Below are 23,593 nucleotides of genomic sequence, written 5' to 3'. Positions count from 1 at the left end.
GCCGCCAGCGTTCAATCTGAGCCAGGATCAAACTCTTAAGTTCAATCCATCTTAAACACAATACTGCTCAGGGTAATCACCAGTGCCTACGCACCAATAATACCCCTGGGCCTAAACCCCACACATCTCCACTCGGCTGGTAAAGAACATCCGGACCGGAGCCCGGTGCGGCTCAGCGCCGCGTCGTGAGGGCGCATTATACGGAGCGCTCGAAGGGTGTCAACAGATGATTTCAGCTGGCTTGGGAATCGGCCTTGCTCAGGGAGACACGGGCGAAGTGGCGTTTACCAAACTGCAATAAATACTCCGCTCCCAACGTCAGGGTAGTGGCCGGGTCAACGACCCGCTCACCATTCAGGCGCACCGCACCCTCTTTCATCTTGCGCATGGCCTCACTGGTGCTGGCAGCTAGTTGCACCTGTACGAGCACCTGACTGAGACGCGGCGCTGCCGGCAAGGAAAGCGTTTGCAGGGGCAGATCATCGGGGGTCTCGTGGCGCTGAAAACGGGCCAGGAAGGCGGCATGAGCCTCCTGGGCGACCGCTGCATCATGAAAACGGGCCACCAGTTCGCAGGCCAGATCGAGCTTGATGTCACGCGGATTACGCGCGCCACTGGCCGCTGCATCCTGCAGGCGCATTTGCTCTGCCGCGGATACTCGGGAGAGCAGCGCATGATAGCGCCACATCAAAGTGTCTGAAATCGACATAATCTTGCCAAACATTTCCGCAGGCGGGTCTTCGACCGCGATGAAGTTACCCAACGATTTGGACATTTTCTGCACGCCGTCCAGGCCTTCGAGAATGGGCATGGTGAGCACCAACTGCGGTTTCTGGCCATACTCACGCTGTAATTCCCGGCCTACCAGCAGGTTGAAGCGCTGATCGGTACCGCCCAGTTCCACGTCCGCTTTGATGGCGACCGAGTCATAGCCTTGGAGCAAAGGATACAGAAACTCGTGAATAGCGATGGGCTGATTCGCATTGTAGCGCTTGTTGAAGTCATCGCGTTCCAGCATGCGCGCCACAGTGTAACGCGCGGCGATCTGGATCAGCTCCTCAGGACGCAGGGCACCCAGCCACTCAGAGTTAAACATCACCTCGGTGCGCTCGGGATCCAGTATCTTGAACACCTGACGCCGATAGGTCGCGGCATTGGCCACCACCTCTTCGCGACTCAGCGCTTTGCGGGTAACGCTCTTGCCCGTGGGGTCGCCGATCATGGCGGTAAAATCGCCAATAACGAACAGCAGGCGATGGCCAAGATCCTGGAATTGACGGGCTTTATGGAGTAGCACCGTATGCCCCAAGTGCAGATCCGGAGCGGTGGGGTCCATGCCCAGCTTGATCCGCAGGGGTTTATTATCGCGCTGTGCCGCCGCGAGCCGCTGTAGCATCTCGCCTTCGGGCAGCATGTCGACGGTGCCGAGCGCAATTTGTTCGTGTGCGTCCTGATGCTTTATTGTCATAACCTGAGCCAGTGTTTTGTGATAAGGCAGCATATTAGCATTGGCAGGGCCATGGCTGAATGGTCTTTGCCACTCCCCGGACATCCGCACCCCATGTCAACAAGCACTGGTTAATCTCCGCAACAAAGGCACCTTGATCTGATCGAGAATTAAGGTGTAGAACACCGTCGCCAAGAGCAGACTGGCGACAATCACTATCGGTAGGGGCGCCATCAGCCAGCCCATAACCGCCAGACCGCTTACTACCAATATATCCGTCAGACTTGCCCAGAGCAGGAAGCGACCAGGGATTGATCCCCAGAGATGGCCGCGCTCCCGCACCAAAAAGACATTGGCGAGCCCGGAAAACACCAGCCCGAGGAAATCCAGGGTCTGCACGGACGCCAGTGGCAGGCCCAGAGACCGGCCCACGCCATACACGACGAAGATATAAATCAGCCAGGCGAAAGCCACCACCAATGAGGAGAGGACCAGAGTACGAATATCCCAGCGGTCCGGTTTGGGCGAGGGACGCACATTATCCTCTGCCAGCGACATGGTCACGAAATCATTGGCGAAGAGCAGCAAAAGGACCAGCAGCGGTGTGACCACAAAGCTGCGGAACATCAAGAAGCCCAGGCTCAGGAACAGGGCGACCTGAAAGACCTTGACGATTTTGTTGAGGGTATAGGTGAGCATGCGCTGATAGACCCGCCGACCGGTGACCACCGCATCGAGTACCCCCTGCAGACCGGGCGTGGTAAGCACAAGGCTGGCCGCTGCCTTGGCAACGTCGGTGGCACTTTCCACGGCCACGCCCATCTCGGCTTGTTTAAGTGCAGGGGCATCGTTGACGCCATCACCGGTCATGCCGACGATCCGGCCTTTTTTCTGCAACCCCTGCACCAGATGAAACTTATCGGCGGGGAAAACCCCGGCATACACGCCACAGTCCTCAGCCAGGGCACTGCGGTCACAAACGCGGCCCGTGATGGCCAGCGATGTGGCAACATTTTTTGCCGTCTGCAGGCTGTCGCCGGTGATCATGCGGACCCGCACGCCAAGTTCCCGCAAATGTTGGACGACTTCGGCAGCATCCGGGCGGATGGGGTCCGCGAGTGCGAGCAGACCGAGAAAGCGCGGTTGACCATCCGGACCGGCCGCCACGGCGAGCACCCGTGCGCCACTGGCGGCGAGATCCGTTGTCGCTTGTTCCCAGTCCGTATTGCTGCAGAGTTTGGCGATGATCTGGGGCGCGCCTTTGAGTGCGCGCCATGATGCCTCGTCCCGCATGAAAACCCCCTCAGAACGCTTGGTGGCAGGATCAAAAGGCACAAATTGCTGGCGATCAGGCAGCGTTGCGATCCGGGCTGCCGACTTCCGGAGAATGGCGAGATCAATGGGATCCTGGGTGGCACTGTCACTGGCCATGGCGGCCATACTGAGCAGTTGCGTCTCTTCTACGCCGGGCCAGGTCTTTATCTGACTGAGGCTGAGGCGGTTCTGGGTGAGGGTGCCGGTTTTGTCACTGCAGAGATCACTCATGGCGGCGGCTTCTTCCACGGCGGCCAGACGGGTGACCAGCACCCCACGGTGCACCAGATGCAGAGAGGCGATGGCGGTGGCCAAGGTGAAGGTGGCGGGCAGCGCCACCGGTACCGAAGCAACCAGCAGGATGAGCGCAAAAGGCAGTATTTCCGCAAGAGAGAGGTGGCTGGCGGCTGCGTAAATCAGGATCGCGGCAACGAGAACAACGTCCATTATTACCAGATAGCGGACAATGGAAAGAACCAATTCTTCCAAGTGACTTTTGGCACCGGCGCCGCGCACCAACTCTGCGGTTTTACCGAAATAACTCCTGGCGCCGGTCGCCGTGACCTCACCTGACGCTTCACCGCGACGCACGACGGATGCGGAATAGAGGGTATCGCCCGCGGCGCACTCCACGGGCATGGATTCTCCCGTCAGGGCGGATTGGTCTACCAGTATGCTGCCATCGCTGAGATGCAGATCGGCGGGGACGATGTCGCCGACCCGCACATGAACCAGGTCACCTGGCACCAGGTCGGCGGCCGAGATGCTTTGCCATAGTCCGTCGCGACAGGCGCGGGCCTGAATCCGCAGGCGCTCTTTCAGCAGATCCAGCGCGCTCTGCGCCTTGCGCTCCTGGCTGAAACCGAGCACCCCGTTAAAGATGAGGAGCAAAGTGATGATGATGGCTTCTGGCCACTTACCCAATATGGCTTCCAGAATCAAGGTGCCTTCCAGCATCCAGGGTACCGGTGCCCAGAATTTGTGGAGAAAGAGCAGCCAGTTTTTGGGTTTTTCTTCGGTGACTGCGTTGGGGCCATATTGGGCAAGCCGTTGCCGCGCCTCGTTGCTACTCAGTCCGTTGCAGGTGTTTTCCGGCATATTCCGCTATCCCGATATCTTTTATGTTCGTTCAAGTATAGAACCCTGAAACCCACGAAGATTCCCCCGCAGGCCGTGCTGGTAGTAAACTGCGCAGATTGCATTGCATCGGGAGCATGGCGTCATGTTAAACCTCTGGGGAGAAATAGTGATTATGGTGGGGACACCTGTTATCCTGGCGTTTGTCGCCTGGGAGGTAAACCGGCTGGCGAATCACCCTCATTGGGATGAGGGTGCATGATGATTTTGTTGACCTTGTTGAAGGGTAAACTGCATCGGGTGCGGGTTACCGCCGTCGAACTGGAATACGAGGGCTCCTGCGCGATTGACAACGATCTGCTGGCTGCGGCGGGCATCCATCCTTACGAACAAATACACATTTACGATGTGAATAATGGCGATCGTTTCAGTACCTATGCGATCAGCGCACCGGCTGGGTCGGGGATCATTTCAGTCAATGGCGCCGCGGCGCGCCGGGTGGCCTTGGGGGACATCCTCATCATTGCGGCCTACGCGCAGGTGGCGGAAGAGAAAGTTGCCGGTTTTCAGCCGCAACTGGTGTATGTGGATGAGCGCAATCGCATAACCCGACGCAGCCAGCAGATTGATCCCGTCCCTGCCTGAGCGGCGAGCCCTTTGTTGAAGGGAATCCCCCGCAATGCAGGGCTGCTGATGGGAGCGCGCGCCGCCCGCAGCGTGGGGCAGGGGGCGCTGGTCGTGGATTTCGCGCTCTATCTGCATGCCCTGCACTGGACAACGCTGAATATTGGCGTTTTGTACTCGGTTAGCCTGCTGGTCGGCGCTTTAGCGACCCTGCTGGCGGGTCCCTTGAGTGATCACTTTGGTGCCAAAGGCTTTCTGTTGGGCTACGAGGGGGTTCAGCTCGTCGCAGCATCCATCGCGCTCAGTACGGCGCAGCCCGTCTGGCTCGCCCTGGCTGCCATTCTCGGGGCCTTCGGTCGCGGCGCCAACGGCGGGGCCGGTCCCTTCGCCCCGGCGGAGCAATCCTGGATGTCGCGGAGTGTGGCCAGCGAACAATGGGGAAAGATTTTTCACTTTAATACCAGCATCGGACTCTTTGGAATGACGGGGGGTGCCACGCTGGCCACCTTACCCGGTATTTTAGCGGGCATGTTGCCGGGTGCTGAGGTTTACAGACCGCTCTTCCTGATTGTCTTGCTGGGTTCGCTTATCTGCCTGCTGTTTTTGCATGCTGCAGAAGAGTCGCCGATCGCTGCGGCATCAGCGGAGCAAGGTGAGCAGGTGCAGACAGATCCTCCGGCGGTGCGCAAGCCCATCTGGCGGGTGCTGCTGACTTTCGGCACCATCAATGCCCTGAATGGTCTGGGAATTGGTATGGTGGGGCCGCTGATGGCGTACTGGTTTCACCTGCGCTTTGGGGTGGGACCAGCGGCGATTGGTGGCGCGATGGCACTCGCCTTCGTCAGTGCCGCTTTCATGTCGCTGATCGGTCTGCGCCTCACTCGGCGCTTTGGCTTGGTGGGAACGGTTTTGCGCATGCGTCTGCTCGGACTGCTTCTGTTGCTGGTTCTACCATTCTCGCCGTTTTTCTGGCTGGCGATGCTGATTTTTGTCGCCCGTGGGGCATTGAATCAGGGGAACATAGGCTCACGGCAGGCGCTATTTCTCGGCTTGGTGGACGAGGACCGACGGGGCCTGGCCGCGACGGTGAATAGTCTGTCTGTACAGGCCCCGCGTGCTATTGGTCCGACGATTACCGCCACATTTTTTCAGTCAGAGAGCTTGGTAACGCCCTTTCTCATTGCGGGGGTACTGCAAGGCGCGTATTTGTATTTTTTTCAGCGGTTTTTTAGAAAATAATGATACAACGCGGATGACGGCGCGGATGACGGAATTAAAAATACAGGACCTCGCCAAGACGGCGACAAGAGCAACTTTTATGGTTCCACATTGCCAGACAGGGTAGGCGGCGACTATGCTCTAAGCATGGACCATACCAACCCCAATTCCTTTCGTTTCGCGCCGCTACGGCGGGCGGCCTATCGCCTGAGTGTAACCCAGGCGGAACAGTTACCCGCCGATGATGGCGTCGAAGTGGCCTTTGCCGGCCGCTCCAACGTCGGCAAGTCATCCACCCTCAATATGCTGACCGAGCGCCGGGCGCTGGCGCGGGTCAGCCGCACCCCGGGCCGTACCCAGGCCATCAATGTTTTCGACCTCGATCCGGGTCAGCGCCTCGTGGATCTGCCTGGCTATGGGTATGCCAAAGTACCCGAGGCGCTACGACGCTCCTGGGGACCACTGCTGGAACAATATCTGCGGCGTCGCGGCAGTTTGCGCGGATTGATCCTGGTGATGGATATCCGCCACCCCTACGGCCCTCATGACGCAGATCTCATTGCCTTCGCGGCGGATTGCGGAAGGCCGGTGCATGTCTTGTTGAACAAAGCCGACAAACTCAGTCGCGGCGCGGCTATTCAAGAAATGGCCCGCCTGCGGCGGATTCCAGAATTGCAGGGGGTCGCCATGCAGCTCTTCTCTGCCCAATCAGGGCTTGGTATAGACGAATTGCATGAACGTATAGCGAGTTGGCTCACACCAGAAGCAGAAAAAGAAACCCCGGCTGATACCGGGGCTAATAGCGAGTCCTCAAAGGGAGGGGAGGACTCATGATCCGGCCAGGGAGGGTAGACCGGATCCAGACAACCAATGGGCTATCCACGGCTTTGGAGTGAAGCGTGCCCAAAAAGTTCAGTGAACGTCACCCCTGGCATGTGTTGCGGCCGGACTGGCGTGCCCGCTGGCGCGCGCGCGGGCAACGCTGGACGACTCTCCTCCACCTGGAGGACTGGTATCCGCATTTCCCCATCGCAGCGGCGGTGGGCTTTCTCGGGATCTTCAATATCCTCCCAGCGCTGGAGCATCTGCTGGGCCTGAGCTACGCCGGCAGTCTGGCAGCGGTCTCCCACAGCTTTGTGCTCGATGCCTTTCGCGGTATTCCACAGGGCGCTGCAGGCGTCATCTTGCTCATCATGTCCCTGGGTCTGCTCTTCCGCTCCCGTTTTGCCTGGGCGCTCGTCCTGATTATGGCAACAGCCATCCTTGTCTTCGGGATATATCGGCACCCGCATCAGATCTCCGTGCTGCTATATTACAATGCCGCCCTGGTGCTTTTTCTGTGGGTATTTCGCGGCCGTTTCAATCGCAGCAGCTTGGCAACTGGTACATTGTTTGCATTAGTCGGCGCCATCATGGTTGTGAGTTATGGCGTCTTTGGCGCATACATTCTGGGGGACGGATTCAAACCGCAAATTCACAGCCTTTCTACGGCGCTCTATTTTTCGGTAGTCACCATGGCCACCGTGGGCTATGGAGATATCCTGCCGGTCAGCAACGAATCGCGACTATTTGTGGTATCTTTGATCGTACTGGGAATCACGGTATTTGCTACTTCGCTTTCAGCCATTATCGTTCCGGCAGTAAACAACCGCCTGCAAGCGGCCCTGCAAGGAGAAAAACGCCGCATGATCCGTAAAGACCACTATATCATCGCCGGGGACACGCCGTTGGCACGCAACAGCTATCGCGAACTCAAAGGCCGCAATCTGTCCGTAGTAGTGATTATAGGACACCAGCCTGATGACTCCATCTATCAGCCAGAGGATTTGATCATCGGCGACTCCAGCGATACGGATGTGTTGCGTGGTGCCGGGGCCGCACAGGCTGCGGCCGTGCTCGCCCTGCGTGCGGACGATTCAGAAAACGCCTTTGTCGTGCTGGCTGTCAAAGAAATGGAGGGGTCGGCCAAAACAGTAGCCGCCGTCAATGACAGTAAAAATTTGGGCCGGGTACGCCGGGTACAGCCGGATATGATTATCGCCCCCCAGGTGTTAGGTGGGGAACTGCTGGCGATGGCCCTCAGCGGCGAACAACTGGACAGCAATGCGGTGATGAAGATGTTCCGCTTCAGCAGCGGGACAGAGACGGACAAAAAGAGCTGAGATTAACCGTGGGCTTCATCCCAGTGTCTGCCGACGCCCAGCCCTACCAGCAAAGGCACGGCCAGCTCCGCAACGCCCTCCATACGTTCCCGTAGCGCCAACTTCGCGGCCTCCAAGCCAGCCTCCGGCACCTCCAGAATCAGTTCGTCATGCACCTGGAGAATCATCCGACCACGCTCGGGCTGTTCCTGCAACCAGGCATCCACGGCAATCATCGCCATCTTGATGAGATCCGCCGCAGTGCCCTGCATAGGTGCGTTAATAGCCGCACGCTCCGCATAATTACGCCGGGCCGGGTTGCTGGAGCGAATTTCCGGTACATACAGACGGCGGCCAAAGAGCGTCTCCACATAGCCCTGCTTTTTCGCCAGGGCACGGGTCTGCTCCATATACTCGAGAACGCCCGGATAACGCTCAAAGTAACGGTCCATGTACTGTCGCGCGGCCGCCTGATCAATGCCCAACTGTTGCGCGAGACCGTAGGGCGTCTGCCCGTAAATCAGACCGAAGTTGATAGCCTTGGCCGCCCGGCGCGCAGCACCGTCCACCGCCTCCTGTGCAAGATTAAAGACCTCGGCAGCGGTAACCGCATGGATGTCCTGTCCCTCCGCAAAGGCTTGCAACAGACGGGCATCTTTGGAGAGATGGGCCATAATACGCAGTTCGATCTGCGAGTAATCGGCGCTCAGCAGCCAGTGCCCCTCCTCGGCGACAAAAGCCTGACGAATGCGCCGGCCCTGTTCGGTACGCACCGGGATATTTTGCAGATTCGGATCGCTGGAGGAGAGGCGTCCGGTGGCCGCCACCGCCTGCTGAAAATGGGTATGGACCCGGCCGGTGTCGGGATTGATCATCTGCGGCAGTGCATCCGCATAGGTGTTTTTGAGCTTGGCCATGCCACGATAATCGAGAATCAGGCGCGGCAGATCGGCGTGAACAGCGAGCTGGGCGAGCACATCTTCATTGGTCGACGGCTGACCGCCGGGGGTTTTTTTGAGCACCGGCAACTGCATTTTGTCAAAGAGGATTTCCTGAATCTGCCTGGGGGAGTTGAGGTTGAAGGATTGCCCCGCCAGAACAAAGGCCTGCTGTTCACAGTCCGCCATGTCTTTACTCAGTTCCGTGCTCAGCACTTCGAGCTGGGCACGATCGACTTTGACACCCGCTTCTTCCATACGCGCCAACACCAGCACCAGCGGCATTTCTATTTCCATCAACACGCGCTGCAAGCCCGGCTCGCTGGCGAGCCGCGGCCAGAGCTGCGCGTCCACCCGCAGACAGACATCGGCATCCTCTGCCGCGTAGGGCAGCGCCTCCACTACCGGCACATCGGCAAAATTACGCGCGGACTTGCCTTTGCCGGCCACCTCTTCGTAGCGGATGTTCTGATGCTGCAGGTAGCGCTCGGCGAGGGTGTCGAGATCGTGGCCGTTGTGACTGCTGTTTAAGACGTAGCTTTCCAGCAACGTGTCGCGGGCCAGGCCGGCGGGGTGGATGCCATGCCGCCAGAAAACCCGCCAATCGTATTTAGCGTTCTGGGCCAGCTTGGCAGCCTGTGGGTCTTCCAGCCACGGGCGCAAGGCGGTGAGTACGGTCTGCTGATCCAGTTGCGGACTACCGTCACGGTGGCCAACGGGAATGTAGACGGCCTGATAATCACCACCGGCCTGCCAGGCGCAGGAAATCCCCACCAGATCGGCATGGAGCGGGTCGAGGCTCGTGGTTTCCGTGTCCAGAGCGACCACAGCGGCCATTTTCAGGGCGAGCAGCAGCGTGTTCAGCGCTTCCGCAGTGGTGATGGCCTGGTAGGCGGCGCGCTCAATATCACTGCTCTGCTTTTCCGGCGTTTCCCCAGCATCGTCCGCAGGCAGATCCTTAAGCCAGGCGTGAAAACCCAAGCGCTGCGCCAACGCCCGCAGGGTGGGCATATCCGCCGTCCGGCGTGCGTAAGTCGCGGTCGGCAGGGCTACATCACAGCGAATCGTCGCCAGATCGCGGCTCAAAGGCAGATAATGTGCGGAGGCGCGTAACGCTTCACCCACCTTGCCACCGATGTCACCGGCGTGGGCCAGCACGCCGTCCAGATCGCCATACTGCGTCAGCCACTTAGCGGCGGTTTTCGGTCCGGCACCCGGTACGCCGGGAATGTTATCCACCTTGTCCCCGGTCAGGGCCAGCAGGTCGGCAATGCGCTCCGGCGGCACACCAAAGCGCTCCTCGACCCCGGCCACATCCGTTGCAACCCCTTTCATGGTGTCGATGAGGCGCACTCGCGGGCTCACCAATTGCGCCATGTCCTTGTCACCGGTGATGACGAGCACTTCCTGATCAGGCGCCGCCGCCTGGGCCAGCGTGCCGATGACATCGTCTGCCTCTACATCGGGTTCGATGACCAGCGGCAGCCCCATGGCCCTGATCCATTCGTGCAGCAGCGGCACCTGAACTCGTAACTCCTCCGGCATGGAGGGCCGCTGTGCCTTATACTCAGGATAAAGTTTGTCCCGGAACGTGCCGCCGGGAGCGTCGAATATGACGATGATTTCGTCACTCGGATACTCTTTCAGCAGGCGACGGAGCATGTTGGCGACGCCGTAAATAGCACCGGTCGGCAGCTTGTCCGGGGCGCGCAGGTCAGGCAGCGCATGAAAGGCACGATAGAGGAAGCTGGAGGCATCGACGAGGATACGGGGGTCTTGGGGCATGGTCTGGGACTTCTCCGCGGATTTCCGTCATAATACGGAAAATTATCATCTTTGACACGGGAACGACGGATGCGGGCACATCTCGAAGAGGAAAAACTGCGCGACAGGGGCGAAGGCCGCCTCACCCGCGAGGCTTGGAAAATCTTTCAGATTATGGCTGAGTTTGTGCGCGGTTACGAAAAACTGGCCGACGTCGACCCTTGTGTCAGCATTTTCGGTTCAGCCCGCATTGACCCGGAACATCCCTGGTACCTGAAAACCCAGGAGATCGCCGAGAAACTCTCCAATGCCGGGTTTTCTGTCATCAGCGGCGGCGGTCCCGGGGTGATGGAAGCCGCCAACAAGGGCGCCTTTCGCGGCACGGGCTACAGCATCGGGCTCAATATCGAACTGCCCCACGAGCAACATACCAACCCTTACCAGGATGTCTCCATATCTTTCGAGCATTTTTACTCACGCAAGGTCATGTTCATGAAATACGCGGTCGCCTATGTGGTGATGCCGGGCGGTTTTGGAACGCTGGATGAACTGGCCGAGTGTCTGACCCTGGTACAGACCGGTAAAACCCGCAAGATGCCCATCATTCTGGTGGAGTCCAGTTTCTGGAAAGGACTGATCGACTGGTGGCGGGAATCCATGCTGACGGCGGGGACCATCAGGCCGGAAGATCTCAATCTCATCACCATGATCGACGACACCGACGAAGTGGTATCAGCCATTTTTAATCACTATGAAAAACGCGGCTTTGCGCCTTCCGCCGCTGAGACAGAGGCCCTTCTCAACCTTTAAGGACCCCCAGGAGTATCACCATGTCCATACGCATCTTCACCCTCATTGTCGGTACCTGCTTTGCGTTAGGCATCAGCCTCTCCGCATGGGCGGCGGACAATATCCAGAAACTGCATCTGCCCACCCTGGCCCCCGAGGCCAAGGCCGGGTCTAAAGCCGAGATCAAGGTGCCAAAAGGCTCCAGAATTGAGGAGTATAAGGTCAATGGCAAGGTGTACATGGTCAAGGTCATTCCACCAAAGCCGTTTCCGCCTTATTATCTGGAAGACAAGGGCGGCACCGGCCGTTTCACCGAAGTGCCACAAACGGCGGCTGAACACCTGAGTGTGCCTCAGTGGGTTATTTTCCGCTGGTAAACGAGCCCCGTTTATTCCCAATCTCTGAGCGAAAGTGCCGTTTATGTCTGTTTATACCCGTGTCAGCGACCTCGAACTCGCGCAATTTCTCAGGGATTATGACCTCGGCGGCGCCCGCGCGCTGACCGGCATTTCCGCCGGGGTAGAGAACAGTAATTATTTCCTCGACACTGAAAAGGGTCACTTTGTCCTGACCCTCTTCGAGCGACTGCCGCGCAGCAAAATTCCTTATTTTCTTGATCTCACCGAATGGCTGAGCCTGCACGGCATTCCCTGCCCGCGCCCCATGCGCACCCTGGCAGGCCACAGTCTCAGCACGTTATGCGGTAAACCCGCCGCCATCGTTCAGCGTTTGAGCGGTACGTCCATCGAGGGGCGGGCGCCCTCTGTTGCCGAAATCAGCGCGCTTGGAACCTTGCTGGCGCGGATGCATCTGGCCGGGGAGAGCTTTCCAGAGCGACACCCCAATCCTGCCGGACTCACCTGGTGGCTGGAAACAGCCAGACATCTCGTGCCGCACCTGAGCCCCGAAAACAACGCGGTTATTGCGGACGAGATTGCCTATCAGGGCACACTGGATCGCACAGCTCTCCCCGGTGGCGTCGTGCACGCCGACCTTTTCCCCGATAATGTTTTGTTCGAGAACGGCCGGATCTCCGGCACCATCGATTTTTACTACGCTGGGGATGATGCTTGGCTCTACGACCTGGCGGTGGTAGCCAACTCCTGGTGCTCGGAAGCCGATGGTCGTTTTGACCGGGCATTAGTTACGGCGTTATGGGATGCCTATGTGGCTGCCCGCCCTCTGCAGGCCGGCGAGGAAGTGTTGTGGTTCCCGCTGCTGCGCGCCGCCGCCCTACGCTTCTGGCTTCTGCGCCTGGATGCCATACATTTTCGCCGCCCCGGCGCCATCACCCTATGCAAAGATCCGGAGGAATACCGGCGAATTCTTTTGCAGCGTCGGCAGCTGATATAAACACCAGCCCGCCACGGTAGCTTAGTCCTTGAGCGAGAAGGCATTGCTCTGTGGAGAGCTTTCCAGAATATAGCCGTGACTTCCGCGCCGAACGACGCGTTCCTCTCCCACCGGCACGGCAGCATGAGAGTGACCAGCCTGTCGAGCCGTTTTTTGCGGCAACACCGAGTCGCCGCTGAGGCTCACCATCGGGCGCAAGTGCTCTAACAGCCTGGGGCCGATGCCATGGACGCTGGCGAGATCATCGACGCTCTTGAAAGGCCCATGGGCCTGCCGGTATTCCAGCACCGCCTGTGCCTTGGCCGGACCAATCCCTGGCAGCGCATCCAGCGCCGCAGCATCGGCCGTATTGATATTCACCGCCGCCCAGACGGCAGGGGCAAACAGCAGGAACAGCAAGCACAAAAATCCCCGTAATCCTGTTTTCATCACGCTCCACTCCTTGTTTTAAGGCAAACGCTCCAAAGCCACCACCCCCAGTGCCAACCACTTGCTCCCCGACGCAAACTGCACCTGAATCCGCCCTTGGCGACCACCCGCCTCATAATCCAGCACTACCCCCTCGCCGAATACCGGATGCTGGAGGCGTGAACCCAGGGGATAAGGCATCTCCGGCACCGCGGTGCGCACGGGTATGGCAGGGCGGCTGATCCGCGCCCGTGGCCGCAGTTCCTGCAGGAATTCCTCGGGAATCTCCCGCAGAAAGCGGGAAGGTATGGTCATCCGTTCGCTGCCATGCAGACGGCGACTCTCGGCATGGCTGATCACCAGCAGACGCATGGCGCGGGTCATGCCCACGTAACAAAGGCGCCGTTCCTCCGCCAACCCCTGAGGATCTTCCAGGGAGCGCTGATGAGGGAATAACCCTTCTTCCAGGCCCACCAGAAACACCAGCGGAAACTCCAGCCCCTTGGCGCTGTGCAGACTCATCAACTGCACACAGTCCTCCCAGGCATCTCCGGCACCGTCCCCCGCCTCCAGCGCAGCGTGAGTCAGAAACTCCGAGAGCATATTCCCCGGCTGCGGCACCAGATCACCCAGACTGGGGTCGGCAGACCAGTCCTGGGCATAGCTGCGCGCGGCGTTAACTAGCTCGTCCAAGTTTTCCAGACGGCCCTCGGCACGATCGCCCTCGCGACCATGCCATTCCCGCAGGCTGGTACGGGCCAGCGCCGTCTCCACCCGCTCGCCGAGATCCGTCTCCGCCGTCTGCGCGGCCAGATCATCCACCAGATTGAGGAAGGCGTTGATTTTCGGCTGCCCCAACTCTCCCGCCGCCTGCCAGAGGGACAAACCGCGCTCCCGTGCCAGAATCCGCAGGCGTTCGACACTGACCGCACCGATGCCACGCGCCGGCACATTCACCACCCGCTCAAAGGAGGCATCGTCATGACGATTAGCCGTGAGGCGCAGGTAGGCCAGCGTGTCTTTAATCTCCGCCCGCTCGAAAAAGCGCAGACCGCCATAGACCCGATAGGGCATCCCTTCGCGCACCAACACTTCTTCAAAAGCACGCGACTGGGCATTGGAGCGATAGAGAATCGCGCATTCGGAACGACGACCGCCGCCTTCCAGCCAGCGCTGAATGCGGCCCACCACATAGCGCGCCTCATCGACCTCATTGTAGGCGGTATACAGATGAATGGCTTCTCCCCCCGGCTCCGCCGTCCACAGGGTTTTGCCGAGACGATCGGGGTTGTGAGCGATGACCGCATTGGCGGCCTGCAGAATGGGCGCCGTCGAACGATAGTTCTGCTCCAGCCGCACCACTTGTACCCCAGAAAAGTCTTCAGCAAAGCGCAGGAGATTCTCCACCCGCGCGCCACGCCAGGCATAGATGGACTGGTCATCATCACCGACCACGAAAATCTGCCCATGCCGGGCCAATCCTTTCAGCCAGGCATATTGCACCGCATTGGTGTCCTGAAACTCGTCCACCAGAACATGCTGGAAACGACGCTGATAATGATCGAGGATTTCCGGCGACTCCCAGAGACGCAGGGCATACAGCAGCAAATCGCCAAAGTCCACCAATCCAGAGCGCTTTTTGGTCGCTTCATAAGCGCTGTAAATAGGAATGAACGGTACCGCCACCGGTCCTTCATATTGTTGTACCTGCCCCGGCCCCCAGCCCTCATCCTTCCAGCGACCGATGCGCCCGGCCATGGCCCGCGGCGGCCACTGCTTCTCATCCATCTGCGCCTCGCGCATGATGCGCCGCAGCAGGCGCTGACTATCGTCAGCATCCAGGACCTGAAAGTCCGCAGGCAAGCCCAGCACCTCGTGATGCATGCGCAGCAGGCGGTGGGCAATACCATGGAAGGTGCCCATCCACAGGGTCCGCAAATCCATGGCGACCATACCATCGAGCCGCCCGCGCATAGCCCGCGCTGCCTTATTGGTGAAAGTCACCGCCAGAACCTCACCGGGATGCACACCTCCTTCCAGCAAATGAGCAATGCGGCTGGTCAGCACCCGTGTTTTGCCGGAACCAGCCCCCGCCAGCACCAGCGCCGGACCAGGTGGCAGAGTCACCGCCTCCATCTGGCGGGGATTGAGAGCAGACCATTCAGACACAGCAACTCCTCGCGCTTGGGCGTCCAAGCTTGAAAATACGGCATAATGACCGCATTGTGAAAGCAGACTTGCAGTCGGGCCACTGTCTGCTATAACCAATGATAAGGGGGACGAGTTGGAATACAAGGACTACTACAAAATTCTGGGGGTCGAGCGCAGTGCCGATGCCGACGCGATCAAGGCGTCTTATCGCAAAATGGCGCGCAAATATCACCCGGACGTCAGCAAGGAAAAGGACGCGGAAGACCGCTTCAAAGATCTTCAGGAGGCCTATGAGGTGCTCAAAGACCCAGAGAAGCGCGCCGCCTATGATCAGTTGGGCAGCAACTGGCGGGCCGGTCAGGAGTTCCGGCCCCCGCCCGGCTGGGGACAGCAGACGGGCGGGGGAGGCTTTAGCGGGGGTGCGCCGGATTTTGGCAGCGGCGGATTCAGTGACTTTTTCGAGTCTATATTCCGTCAGCAGCAGGGCGGCGGCTTTCGCGGCAGTGGGGGAGGTGGATTTCGCAGCCAGGGCGAAGACAGCGAGGCCACTATCCGCGTCAGCCTGGAAGATGCCGCCCACGGCGCTCAGCGCGAGATCAATCTGGAAGTGCCCACCATGGGTCCCGATGGGCGTATGCGCCGGGAAGCGCGGCACCTGACCGTCAAAATTCCCAAAGGCATCCGCGAAGGTCAGCGGCTGCGGATGGCCGGGCAGGGTGCGCCGGGCCTGGGCGGCGGTCCCAATGGCGATCTGTATCTGCACATCCAGTTCCAGCCACACCCCAGATTTCGGGTAGAGGGTAGCGATTTGTACCACGACCTGCATATCACGCCCTGGGAGGCAGTGTTGGGTGCCAGCGTCGAGGTGCCCACCCTGGACGGCGACGTGCGCATGAAGATTCCGGCGGGCAGCGCCAGCGGGCAAAAGCTGCGGCTCAGTCAGAAGGGGTTGCCGGGCTCCGGCAGTAAAACGCCCGGCGATCTATATGCGGTAATCCAGATTGTCGTCCCCAAAAAAATCAGTGCGCCGGAAAAAGCCCTGTGGGACCAACTGGCGGAGATGTCCGACTTTCATCCCCGCCGCTGACTGGAAGACAGAGGAGAATGCCCCATGGTTTCACCACCGATCACCGTCATCGAAGCAGAATTGCTGGAAGAGGGCGCTTTCTGCTTCGATTTTCCGCACTTTTGTACCCTGCTCCACTGTGGTGAAGGCGAAGCCGTGCAACTGGTGCGCTACGGCGTCATCCACCCCGAAGGCAGCGGCCCGCAGCACTGGCGCTTCCGCAGCCTCGATCTCTACCGCGCCCGCCTCAGCCGCCGCCTTAGCCGCGATCTGGAGATCGACATGGCGGGTGCGGCGCTGGCGGTGGACTTGCTGGAGCGATTAAGGATGTGGTCGCCAGCCGGGAGAAGTCGATGATCCAGGCCATTCCCAAGGGTTGCGCCACGGTGACAGATCAAGCGAAGCCGCCATGCCTACGTCAGTGCGGCCCGGACGCTCAAAAATCGCGCTCTACCTTGAAAGCATTGATGACAACATCTGCCATCTGATTGCGGGCACCATGCACCACCGCGTCCAGGACATCACTCTCTGTCCAGCCGTGGGTAAGCACCGTCTCCACATCTTCCCGTGTCAATAACGGTGGCGTCTGCACAGCCTTGAGCACCAACAGGAGCATGGCCTTGTCCCGATCGCTCAAGGGCGCCGCCCCTGGATCTTGCTTGGTGGCCTCCACCGCCTCAGGGCTTTGACCAAGGTGGTTGATCAGCATGGCCTCATTGAAGCCCACGCAGTAATCACACTGGTTGGCCTGGGAAATCAACATACGAATAGTGGCGAGCAACGCCGCTCCGAGACGGGGATGATGACGATAGTATTGGATGCCCTCCCACTGTTGGGCGAGAAGCGCCGGGCTCGATCCGTAAACTTGCACGACGGCGGGAACCCGTCCAAAAGCACCTTCAATTTCCTGGTACAACTCGGCGGTCCTGCCGGAGGCTTCCTCCGGCGTAATGATTTGCAGGATAGACATAAATTGCTCCAATGGGCGTTCATGTATGTGCGGGACTGAGCATACAGACTAGTCGGTATTAAATATCTTTGCAAGCGTTGTGGCCGAAGTACCGGGTGGGTTCTACCAGCGGGTCAGGACAGACGCATCCCGGATCTCCATCCGAATCTCTGCCGCATGGGTCAGTAAAATCAGATGCGTACCCGACTCCAGCAGATGATACTGCGCCGTCGGCAGGTGTGCAGCCATCGCCAAACCGACCTGTGGGTTGATCACCTGATCCTGGGCGCCCTGCCAGACATGCACCGGCACCTGAATATCCTCCAGGCGGAAGGGCCAGGGACGGTTGAGTATCGCGAGATCATCGGCCATCCCCCCTGTCCCTTGCCGCAACGCCTCCCGCAAATCGACGCACAGCTTCGCCAGAACGTCCGGTGCCGCCAACAAGGACCGGTCGCCGGCGCTCATCTTTGCCGCCAGCCGCGCCACGAAACGTTCCGGCTCCTGGCGCACACCACCCATGCTCAGGCGCAACAACACCCTGAAGAGCCACGGCGCCCTGCGTATCAGGGTAAAGAGGACATGATCTTGCCGACGCAAAGCAGACCATATTTCCGGGATGTCTAACGGCCCCAAGCCGCTTACCAGGTGTGCGCAGCGCACCCGCTCCGGCATGGCGTAGGCACAAGCCAGCGCGTAAGGACCGCCACCGGAGAAACCCAGCACATGAAAGGCGTCAAGCCCCAGACGACTTACCAAGACTTCGCCCATCGCCGCCACTTCGGCCATGGTCAATTCCGGCTGCCGATCCAACGCTCCGTAACCCGGCCGGTCAAAGGCAATCCAGCGCAGGCCATCCCGCAGGGCCGCGGGCAACAACTCCAGTTGCAGGCGGGAACCGGGGGTACCGTGAAAGAACAACACCGGCAAGTTCCCGTTCGGGTCACCGACATCTTCGTAGGATACAACCCGGCCGGAATCCAGGGTGAGTGAACGCTTCATAGTGTTGTCAAGGCCCAAAACCATTGCACCAGAAACAGGTTAGCAGAATGTGGTCGTTGCCGGTCAATTCCAGCACCAAAATCTGCGTCTGGGTTATAACCAGTCATCGTCACCTTCTCGCACTGATGGCTTGCGCTGGGGCTGTGAGAAACCCGATCCTCGCAATATTTGATTGGGTATCGAAATCAGCGTCTATTCATGCCTGTGCATAAAGGAGATACCATTCTCGCAATGCCACCGGCCTCCAAGGAGATATACTCAATGATATTTCGTCAGCTATTTGAAGCGGAATCATCCACCTACACCTACCTATTCGGTTGCACCCAGACGGGGCAGGCGGTCCTGCTGGATCCCGTACTGGAGACCATGGAGCGGGATTTGCGGGTGCTTCAGGCGCTGGGTCTGCGCCTCGCCTACACCCTGGAAACCCATATTCATGCAGATCACGTCACCAGTGCATGCAAGCTCAAAGCAGTTGCGGGGAGCCAGATTGCCGGTCCGGCCATGGACCGACTTCCCTGCACAGATTTAGGTGTGGCGGAGGGGCAACCACTTAGGGTGGGTCTCCTCACCTTTTATCCACTGTTCACACCCGGCCACACCGATGCTCACCACAGTTATTTGTTGACCGGGGGAGATACTCCGTGGGCATTTACTGGCGACGCGCTGCTGATCGATAGCTGCGGACGCACCGATTTTCAGAATGGCAATGCAGCCACGCTGTACCGGTCGATTCAGGATAAGTTATTTAGCCTGCCGGACGAAACCCTGATCTACCCAGCGCACGATTATCAGCATCGACACGTTTCTTCTGTGGCTCAGGAAAAAGAGAGGAACTCCCGGCTGGCGGGCAAAAGCGTAAAAGAATTCCAGGACATTATGGCGGGGCTGAATCTGGCCTACCCCAAAAAAATGGACTATGCGGTACCCGCCAACCGCCAATGCGGTGAGTGCCCTGCCGAACTGCCAGAGCATGTGCGGCGTTTGTGTGACCCGTCCCTGCAGGGGTAAGCGATATGTCCGGCTCTATCCATCCTCCTGTCGATGCTCCTGGTTGGCTCAACAGAAATGTTTTGCTCTTGGCATTATCGGCTTTTTTTGCAGACGGTGGGTACCAAGCCGTTACAGCCGTCAGTGTCTGTCTGGCGCTGGTCCGCCATGCACCATCTGCCGCAACGACTCCCGCAAACAGGGCACATTACTCGTCGCCATGCGCCCCGCGTTCATGTTCAGGGCAAGGCATTAGCCAGGTTGGATATGGACCAGGCGAGATTACTGACCGTACTGACCTGATTGGTGGCATCTTGCACCACATTGCCAGAGCCCCGCGACACATGCTTGTGGATAGGGGTCGCTGAGGCGTTCGTGGCGCGTTGGGCCGGTATACAGGTGTAACCCGGCGGGCAGGCAGCGGGTTCCGTTCGCGCCATGGGGATGCCATTAGACTGGGTATCCGACGCAGCGGCATCCCCCTGCCAGCCATAGGGCACGGCGAGAACGGACGTGGCCGCTGCGGGAACGGGAAATGCACCGAGAGATCTACCGTCGGGCGAGTAAATATTCACCGTGTGATGGCCGCTGATGGCGTAGACATCGCCGGTGATGGCGCTGGCTGTAAGCTGATTGGCGAGATGTCGTACCGAAGACCATCCTCCCAAATCCGGAAAGCCACCTGCCATAGCCACCGGTTGTCCTTGTGGGCCATAGGCGCGGATGGCCAGGCGGCTCCGGGTGTGGTCGATCCTGTACATGACGTACACGAGACGGCGCCGGGGACTCCAGGCGACGCCATTGGGGGATGCCATGGGGGTATCCATGTGCTGCTCGGTGCCGCCCGTATCCGGGAATGCGCCGGGCATCCGGATACGATGGCCATTTAAGGTATAGACCCGCACACCGGAGGGATAGCCCTCGCCCCAGGGGACATAAACCCTCCCTTGAGCACTGGCGATACCTTGTGGGGACGAATTCCAGCCGCTGAAGACGGGAGAACCCACCCCCGACTGGCCAATGACCAACCCGGCATCATTCATGATCCACCAATTGCTGCCGCTGTCGCCCGCAACGAGAAAATGTCCGTCGTCATCCGTGATTACGGTGGGGCGGTTGATACCGGCAAAAGCGCTCACCGCAGGCGCGCCGGTGTTGCTGAAGACCCGGATGCCGCCGGGACTGCCGCCTGCGATATCCTGTCCAACATCGGCCACATAAAGGGTGTTGTCGCGGGCACGGTAGGCCATGTCCATCGGATGGATCAGGCCGACGAAGGCCCCCGGCATGGGCACCGGCTTGCCGGTGGGACTGTAGGCCAGCACTTGCGGATGCTTCCCGGCGAGGGTGACAAAGAGGCCGTCCACCAGCAGCCACCCCCGGCTGACCCGCTCCTGGCCATTTGCGGCCCTTACGGTCAGGCGCAGCGGCCAGGCCCCGGCCGGCGTGGAAGGAGGCACGGTGATCCGTCCCTGTACCGTCCCGCGCAGCCCCGTGGGGGCGCTGACCGTGATACCGCGGGGGCCGCCCTGGACCTGGACCTGGTAGGGCGCCGGTCCCGGCGGGGCGGGCAGGAAGAGGGAATACGTCCCTCCCTGCCCCAGTGGGGCGACCACATTTCCCGCAACCGCCACCGGGGTATCAACCCCCGCACGAGCCACAATGGGTAAAAGCACCAGGGTCAAGAGCGCATAAAGCATGGTGATTGATTTTTTTGGCATGGATTTCCTCTGCAAGGGAAGGCGACAGAAAGGGGCGGGATGGCATGGCGATCGTCTTCTCCCAAGTCCTATGGTTGTCTTGTCCAGTAACTTGGTTGGGCATCTCAGCGTACGGAGCCGCAGTCGGGGCCGGCGCGACGGCCCTTCATCCGCATGGTGGTTTCCGTCGCGTAGCTGGCCGGTCCGGTGATGTTCTCGGTGATCTGCCAGTGCGAGTCGAAGGTTTGCGGCAGGCTCTGGATCCAGCCCACCTGATTCACCGTGGCATGGGGCGTGGTGCAGTGGATATTCCACTGTTCGCGGCCGTTGGCCAGCGGTGCGTGGGTCGTGGTGCAAGGGCCGTGATGGGCGGGAAGGAAAGGTTCGGCGGGGGGCTCATGGGCTTTGATGCAGACCTGCATGCTGCGGTGGACCGGTTCGCTGACGTTGGCCGAAGGGACATGAACGGTCCCGGCGACGGTCATGTCCCATAAACCGGGTTCCATGGGCGACTCGCTCAGGATGGGGTGGGCCATGGCGCTGGCGGACGATAGGACCCATGCGCCCGCGAGGGCGAGCAAAGAGAAGGAACGGGACATGCGATGTTCTCCTGTGGTGTGGCTGTGATGGACAGAGCTTGGGGGGTAAGGAAGTTTTTTACCGGTAGATATCTGGAGTCCCGGTGCCAGGCCCAGAATGCCCTTTTCTGCTTTTTGGGCGGATGGGGCGGCTCGCCGAAGACCTCGCGATACGCGGCATGGGCCACCGGCGGCCCCAATACCGAGATAAACAGGCCCAGCCAGACCAGGGATGCGGTCGGCAACAGCAGGTGCGCCAGGATCAACCCCGCCCACAACTCCCCGATAGGCAGCCAGAGGCGGCGGTTCCGGGAGAGGGTGGCGGCCGACTCCAGGAAGGAAGGCCATAGCAACAGGCCGCGATCATAGGCCAGCGGGATCATGAAAAACGGCAGGATGATCCAGACATAGACGGCCCCGGCCAGATTGGCCAGCCTGACGCCCAGCAGATCCCAGCGCTCCACGGCGGTCAGGGTGGCACCCGTGATCTCCCAATGCCGGTGCATGAAAACAATGGCGATCAAGGCAACGGTCAGTTGCCCGAGCCTGAGGGCGACCGTCAGGCCGGCGATCAGCAGGCCGCCGAGAAAGGCACCAGCCAGGCCCTCCTTCCACTCGCCGGCGCCCTCCGCGGCAGCGCGCCGCGACAGGTACAGACCGGCCAGCAGAAAGAGTGGCGACAACACCGTTTGTAGCCATAAAGGCAAAGGAAATGCCGCGAGCGCCACCAGCGCGGCGCCGAGCAGCGCGAAACCGCGCCACTCGGCGCCCACGATGGCGAAGGCCGCCCCAAACCACCTGCACAGCGGTAATTTTTCCGGGCACGGAAGCTTCACCGGCGCCATCCCATCAGCGCAGCGGCCTCAACAGCCGCTGGTGGCCTCGGAAACCACCGGCGCGGCATTGGCGCTGCCCGGCGGCGTGTAGGTAACCTGGCAGGTGGCCGCCTTGGTCGCCCCGTTCACCTGGAAAGTGGCCGTGCCGCCCGGCGCGAGGGCGTAGAGCGTGAGCAGCCCGCCCGTATCCTGCAGCGTCTGACCGATGCCGTTACTGCTGGCATTGGGATACCCGTAGATCGTATCGACGGTGATGCCCTGGCCGATAGGGACACTGGCCGTGGGTGCGCCCGCCACGCCGGTAACCAGAGCCTTGCCGTATACGAGAGAGTCGGCGGACTGGATGGAACCATATAGTTGTTCCGCCACCGATGCCCGCGCGTCCGACTGGAGATTGACGAAACGCGGCAGGGCAAAAGCGGCCAGAATACCCAGAATGACAATAACGACGATCAGTTCAATCAGGGTAAAGCCCGCTTGTGTTACGGACTTCACTGCGACGGGCTTTACTGCGGCCATGCGAATAGCTCCTATAGTATTTACTTCTCCGGCAGTTTACGGGCCGGCATCGTAACAGGCCCCATGCCGGAGAAACTAGCAGAAAACGCTGCGGCTTAAAAGATGCCGTGCAAGGCGCGCAAATCCTTCCCGATATCCTGTACCAGCCGGAGTGATGGCCATTTTCCACCACGGGAAAAATGAACATTTTTGTGCGGGAAGGCCATAATTATGGCGCAAAAAAACAAATAACCTGCTGTTTCTTTGGTACATTAGAGATTTACGGTCAATTCACGATGGCCTTGCTATAGTTTGCACCGTGAGGAGCCACTCCATGAGAGCTCCATCGCAAGTTGTTACGATCCGATAGGCGCTTTATTCCATAATTTCAGGAGATCCTCATGAAGAGCAAAAGTTCAATCCCCGCTGGCCTCCGCGAACGCGGCCAGGGTATGACCGAATACATCATTATTGTCGCCCTGGTGGCCATTGCCGCCATCGCCGTTTATGCCTATTTCGGCCAGGATGTGCGCGGGCAGATGTCCAGCATCTCCAGCCAGTTGGGCGGGAAGAGCGGTGTTCAGGGCCTGACTAACGCCCAAACCGCCCTAAATAATGCAGATAAGGAAGGTGCTCAAACCTAGGGAACCTCGAATAACAAAAATTTCGCCATTTGAGTTGGAGGCATCCTCTCCCCTTCGCTCATTTTTCAGCGATTTCGCAGATTATCCATTATTTTCTCGATGATTT

The 23,593-nt window shown here is 59.6% G+C and carries 22 protein-coding genes; 11 read left to right on the top strand and 11 right to left on the bottom strand.

All coding sequences use genetic code 11. From position 1 onward, the window contains the following. Nucleotides 1-232 precede the first annotated feature (232 nt). Complete coding sequence (gene tyrS / locus M7F93_RS06485; protein WP_298170864.1) at nt 233-1,468, bottom strand: tyrosine--tRNA ligase; 1,236 nt, start codon at nt 1,466-1,468, stop codon at nt 233-235. A 96-nt stretch (nt 1,469-1,564) separates the two neighbouring features. Then, on the bottom strand, nt 1,565-3,859 hold the full coding sequence (locus M7F93_RS06480; RefSeq protein WP_298170861.1) for a plasma-membrane proton-efflux P-type ATPase: 2,295 nt from the start codon (nt 3,857-3,859) through the stop codon (nt 1,565-1,567). A gap of 237 nt (nt 3,860-4,096) precedes the next feature. Between M7F93_RS06480 and panD the strand changes: the two genes are divergently transcribed. The 4 genes from panD (at nt 4,097) to kch (ending at nt 7,842) form a co-directional block, all read left to right on the top strand. Further along, nucleotides 4,097-4,483, top strand: coding sequence for an aspartate 1-decarboxylase (gene panD, locus M7F93_RS06475; RefSeq protein WP_463670958.1), 387 nt, complete (start codon nt 4,097-4,099; stop codon nt 4,481-4,483). Between the two features lie 12 nt (nt 4,484-4,495). Next, nucleotides 4,496-5,701, top strand: a complete 1,206-nt coding sequence (locus M7F93_RS06470; RefSeq protein ID WP_298170858.1) for an MFS transporter — start codon at nt 4,496-4,498, stop codon at nt 5,699-5,701. A 126-nt stretch (nt 5,702-5,827) separates the two neighbouring features. Further along, complete coding sequence (gene yihA / locus M7F93_RS06465; protein ID WP_298170855.1) at nt 5,828-6,514, top strand: ribosome biogenesis GTP-binding protein YihA/YsxC; 687 nt, start codon at nt 5,828-5,830, stop codon at nt 6,512-6,514. A gap of 65 nt (nt 6,515-6,579) precedes the next feature. Continuing rightward, nucleotides 6,580-7,842, top strand: a complete 1,263-nt coding sequence (gene kch / locus M7F93_RS06460) for a voltage-gated potassium channel protein (RefSeq protein WP_298170852.1) — start codon at nt 6,580-6,582, stop codon at nt 7,840-7,842. A 2-nt stretch (nt 7,843-7,844) separates the two neighbouring features. Here kch and polA read toward each other — a convergent pair whose 3' ends face one another. Then, nucleotides 7,845-10,544, bottom strand: a complete 2,700-nt coding sequence (gene polA, locus M7F93_RS06455; RefSeq protein ID WP_298170848.1) for a DNA polymerase I — start codon at nt 10,542-10,544, stop codon at nt 7,845-7,847. 69 nt (nt 10,545-10,613) lie between these two features. On the opposite strand from polA, the gene M7F93_RS06450 reads away from it, so the two are divergent. Genes M7F93_RS06450 through M7F93_RS06440 form a run of 3 tightly spaced genes read left to right on the top strand, consistent with a single transcriptional unit; the run spans nt 10,614 to nt 12,665 of the window. After that, a complete protein-coding gene (locus tag M7F93_RS06450; RefSeq protein ID WP_298170845.1) occupies nt 10,614-11,333 on the top strand; it encodes an LOG family protein in 720 nt (239 codons plus the stop codon). Nucleotides 11,334-11,353: 20 nt separating this feature from the next. Further along, the gene (locus M7F93_RS06445) at nt 11,354-11,689 is read left to right on the top strand and encodes a DUF2782 domain-containing protein (RefSeq protein ID WP_298170840.1); all 336 of its coding nucleotides are present in this window, start codon (nt 11,354-11,356) and stop codon (nt 11,687-11,689) included. Between the two features lie 43 nt (nt 11,690-11,732). Continuing rightward, complete coding sequence (locus tag M7F93_RS06440) at nt 11,733-12,665, top strand: homoserine kinase (protein WP_298170838.1); 933 nt, start codon at nt 11,733-11,735, stop codon at nt 12,663-12,665. A gap of 21 nt (nt 12,666-12,686) precedes the next feature. Here the strand turns inward: M7F93_RS06440 and M7F93_RS06435 are convergent, their stop codons facing one another. Together M7F93_RS06435 and M7F93_RS06430 are read right to left on the bottom strand one after the other, a co-directional pair. Continuing rightward, nucleotides 12,687-13,094: a ComEA family DNA-binding protein gene (locus M7F93_RS06435; protein ID WP_298170835.1), complete on the bottom strand. Its 408-nt coding sequence runs from the start codon at nt 13,092-13,094 to the stop codon at nt 12,687-12,689. Nucleotides 13,095-13,112: 18 nt separating this feature from the next. Beyond that, complete coding sequence (locus M7F93_RS06430; protein WP_298170831.1) at nt 13,113-15,242, bottom strand: UvrD-helicase domain-containing protein; 2,130 nt, start codon at nt 15,240-15,242, stop codon at nt 13,113-13,115. A gap of 115 nt (nt 15,243-15,357) precedes the next feature. Here M7F93_RS06430 and M7F93_RS06425 point away from each other — a divergent pair, with 115 nt between their 5' ends. Together M7F93_RS06425 and M7F93_RS06420 are read left to right on the top strand one after the other, a co-directional pair. Further along, nucleotides 15,358-16,311: a DnaJ C-terminal domain-containing protein gene (locus M7F93_RS06425; RefSeq protein WP_298170828.1), complete on the top strand. Its 954-nt coding sequence runs from the start codon at nt 15,358-15,360 to the stop codon at nt 16,309-16,311. Between the two features lie 24 nt (nt 16,312-16,335). Further along, on the top strand, nt 16,336-16,647 hold the full coding sequence (locus M7F93_RS06420; RefSeq protein ID WP_298170825.1) for a chaperone modulator CbpM: 312 nt from the start codon (nt 16,336-16,338) through the stop codon (nt 16,645-16,647). Between the two features lie 79 nt (nt 16,648-16,726). Here the strand turns inward: M7F93_RS06420 and M7F93_RS06415 are convergent, their stop codons facing one another. Both M7F93_RS06415 and M7F93_RS06410 read right to left on the bottom strand, forming a co-directional pair. After that, nucleotides 16,727-17,260: a carboxymuconolactone decarboxylase family protein gene (locus M7F93_RS06415; RefSeq protein WP_298170822.1), complete on the bottom strand. Its 534-nt coding sequence runs from the start codon at nt 17,258-17,260 to the stop codon at nt 16,727-16,729. 102 nt (nt 17,261-17,362) lie between these two features. Further along, entirely contained in the window at nt 17,363-18,241 is an 879-nt protein-coding gene (locus tag M7F93_RS06410) for an alpha/beta fold hydrolase (RefSeq protein ID WP_298170819.1), read from the bottom strand. A gap of 261 nt (nt 18,242-18,502) precedes the next feature. Between M7F93_RS06410 and M7F93_RS06405 the strand changes: the two genes are divergently transcribed. Further along, nucleotides 18,503-19,252, top strand: a complete 750-nt coding sequence (locus M7F93_RS06405) for an MBL fold metallo-hydrolase (protein WP_298170816.1) — start codon at nt 18,503-18,505, stop codon at nt 19,250-19,252. A gap of 218 nt (nt 19,253-19,470) precedes the next feature. Here M7F93_RS06405 and M7F93_RS06400 read toward each other — a convergent pair whose 3' ends face one another. The 4 genes from M7F93_RS06400 to M7F93_RS06385 form a co-directional block, all read right to left on the bottom strand. Beyond that, nucleotides 19,471-20,952, bottom strand: a complete 1,482-nt coding sequence (locus tag M7F93_RS06400; protein ID WP_298170814.1) for an NHL repeat-containing protein — start codon at nt 20,950-20,952, stop codon at nt 19,471-19,473. A gap of 104 nt (nt 20,953-21,056) precedes the next feature. Continuing rightward, complete coding sequence (locus M7F93_RS06395) at nt 21,057-21,437, bottom strand: DUF3617 domain-containing protein (RefSeq protein WP_298170811.1); 381 nt, start codon at nt 21,435-21,437, stop codon at nt 21,057-21,059. 11 nt (nt 21,438-21,448) lie between these two features. Continuing rightward, the gene (locus M7F93_RS06390; RefSeq protein WP_298170809.1) at nt 21,449-22,345 is read right to left on the bottom strand and encodes a hypothetical protein; all 897 of its coding nucleotides are present in this window, start codon (nt 22,343-22,345) and stop codon (nt 21,449-21,451) included. Between the two features lie 27 nt (nt 22,346-22,372). Then, a complete protein-coding gene (locus M7F93_RS06385; RefSeq protein WP_298170806.1) occupies nt 22,373-22,864 on the bottom strand; it encodes a type II secretion system protein in 492 nt (163 codons plus the stop codon). A gap of 380 nt (nt 22,865-23,244) precedes the next feature. Between M7F93_RS06385 and M7F93_RS06380 the strand changes: the two genes are divergently transcribed. Further along, nucleotides 23,245-23,487 carry a pilus assembly protein gene (locus tag M7F93_RS06380; protein ID WP_298170802.1) on the top strand — a complete coding sequence of 81 codons (243 nt, stop codon included), beginning with the start codon at nt 23,245-23,247 and terminating at the stop codon, nt 23,485-23,487. Nucleotides 23,488-23,593 lie beyond the last annotated feature (106 nt).

The organism is Acidithiobacillus sp. (assembly GCF_027322205.1).
In the GTDB taxonomy this organism is placed as follows: domain Bacteria; phylum Pseudomonadota; class Gammaproteobacteria; order Acidithiobacillales; family Acidithiobacillaceae; genus Acidithiobacillus.
This window is presented reverse-complemented; position numbering and strand designations above follow the sequence as displayed.

Excerpts from the sequence above, each read along its gene's own strand:
- M7F93_RS06480 (WP_298170861.1), bottom strand. The coding sequence starts at position 3,859 with ATGCCGGAAAACACCTGCAACGGACTGAGTAGCAACGAGGCGCGGCAA.
- M7F93_RS06405 (WP_298170816.1), top strand. The coding sequence starts at position 18,503 with ATGATATTTCGTCAGCTATTTGAAGCGGAATCATCCACCTACACCTAC.
- tyrS (WP_298170864.1), bottom strand. The coding sequence starts at position 1,468 with ATGACAATAAAGCATCAGGACGCACACGAACAAATTGCGCTCGGCACC.
- M7F93_RS06445 (WP_298170840.1), top strand. The coding sequence starts at position 11,354 with ATGTCCATACGCATCTTCACCCTCATTGTCGGTACCTGCTTTGCGTTA.
- polA (WP_298170848.1), bottom strand. The coding sequence starts at position 10,544 with ATGCCCCAAGACCCCCGTATCCTCGTCGATGCCTCCAGCTTCCTCTAT.
- M7F93_RS06450 (WP_298170845.1), top strand. The coding sequence starts at position 10,614 with ATGCGGGCACATCTCGAAGAGGAAAAACTGCGCGACAGGGGCGAAGGC.
- M7F93_RS06415 (WP_298170822.1), bottom strand. The coding sequence starts at position 17,260 with ATGTCTATCCTGCAAATCATTACGCCGGAGGAAGCCTCCGGCAGGACC.
- M7F93_RS06435 (WP_298170835.1), bottom strand. The coding sequence starts at position 13,094 with ATGAAAACAGGATTACGGGGATTTTTGTGCTTGCTGTTCCTGCTGTTT.
- M7F93_RS06440 (WP_298170838.1), top strand. The coding sequence starts at position 11,733 with ATGTCTGTTTATACCCGTGTCAGCGACCTCGAACTCGCGCAATTTCTC.
- M7F93_RS06420 (WP_298170825.1), top strand. The coding sequence starts at position 16,336 with ATGGTTTCACCACCGATCACCGTCATCGAAGCAGAATTGCTGGAAGAG.
- yihA (WP_298170855.1), top strand. The coding sequence starts at position 5,828 with ATGGACCATACCAACCCCAATTCCTTTCGTTTCGCGCCGCTACGGCGG.
- M7F93_RS06410 (WP_298170819.1), bottom strand. The coding sequence starts at position 18,241 with ATGAAGCGTTCACTCACCCTGGATTCCGGCCGGGTTGTATCCTACGAA.
- panD (WP_463670958.1), top strand. The coding sequence starts at position 4,097 with ATGATGATTTTGTTGACCTTGTTGAAGGGTAAACTGCATCGGGTGCGG.
- M7F93_RS06380 (WP_298170802.1), top strand. The coding sequence starts at position 23,245 with ATGAAGAGCAAAAGTTCAATCCCCGCTGGCCTCCGCGAACGCGGCCAG.
- M7F93_RS06400 (WP_298170814.1), bottom strand. The coding sequence starts at position 20,952 with ATGCCAAAAAAATCAATCACCATGCTTTATGCGCTCTTGACCCTGGTG.
- M7F93_RS06395 (WP_298170811.1), bottom strand. The coding sequence starts at position 21,437 with ATGGAACCCGGTTTATGGGACATGACCGTCGCCGGGACCGTTCATGTC.
- M7F93_RS06385 (WP_298170806.1), bottom strand. The coding sequence starts at position 22,864 with ATGGCCGCAGTAAAGCCCGTCGCAGTGAAGTCCGTAACACAAGCGGGC.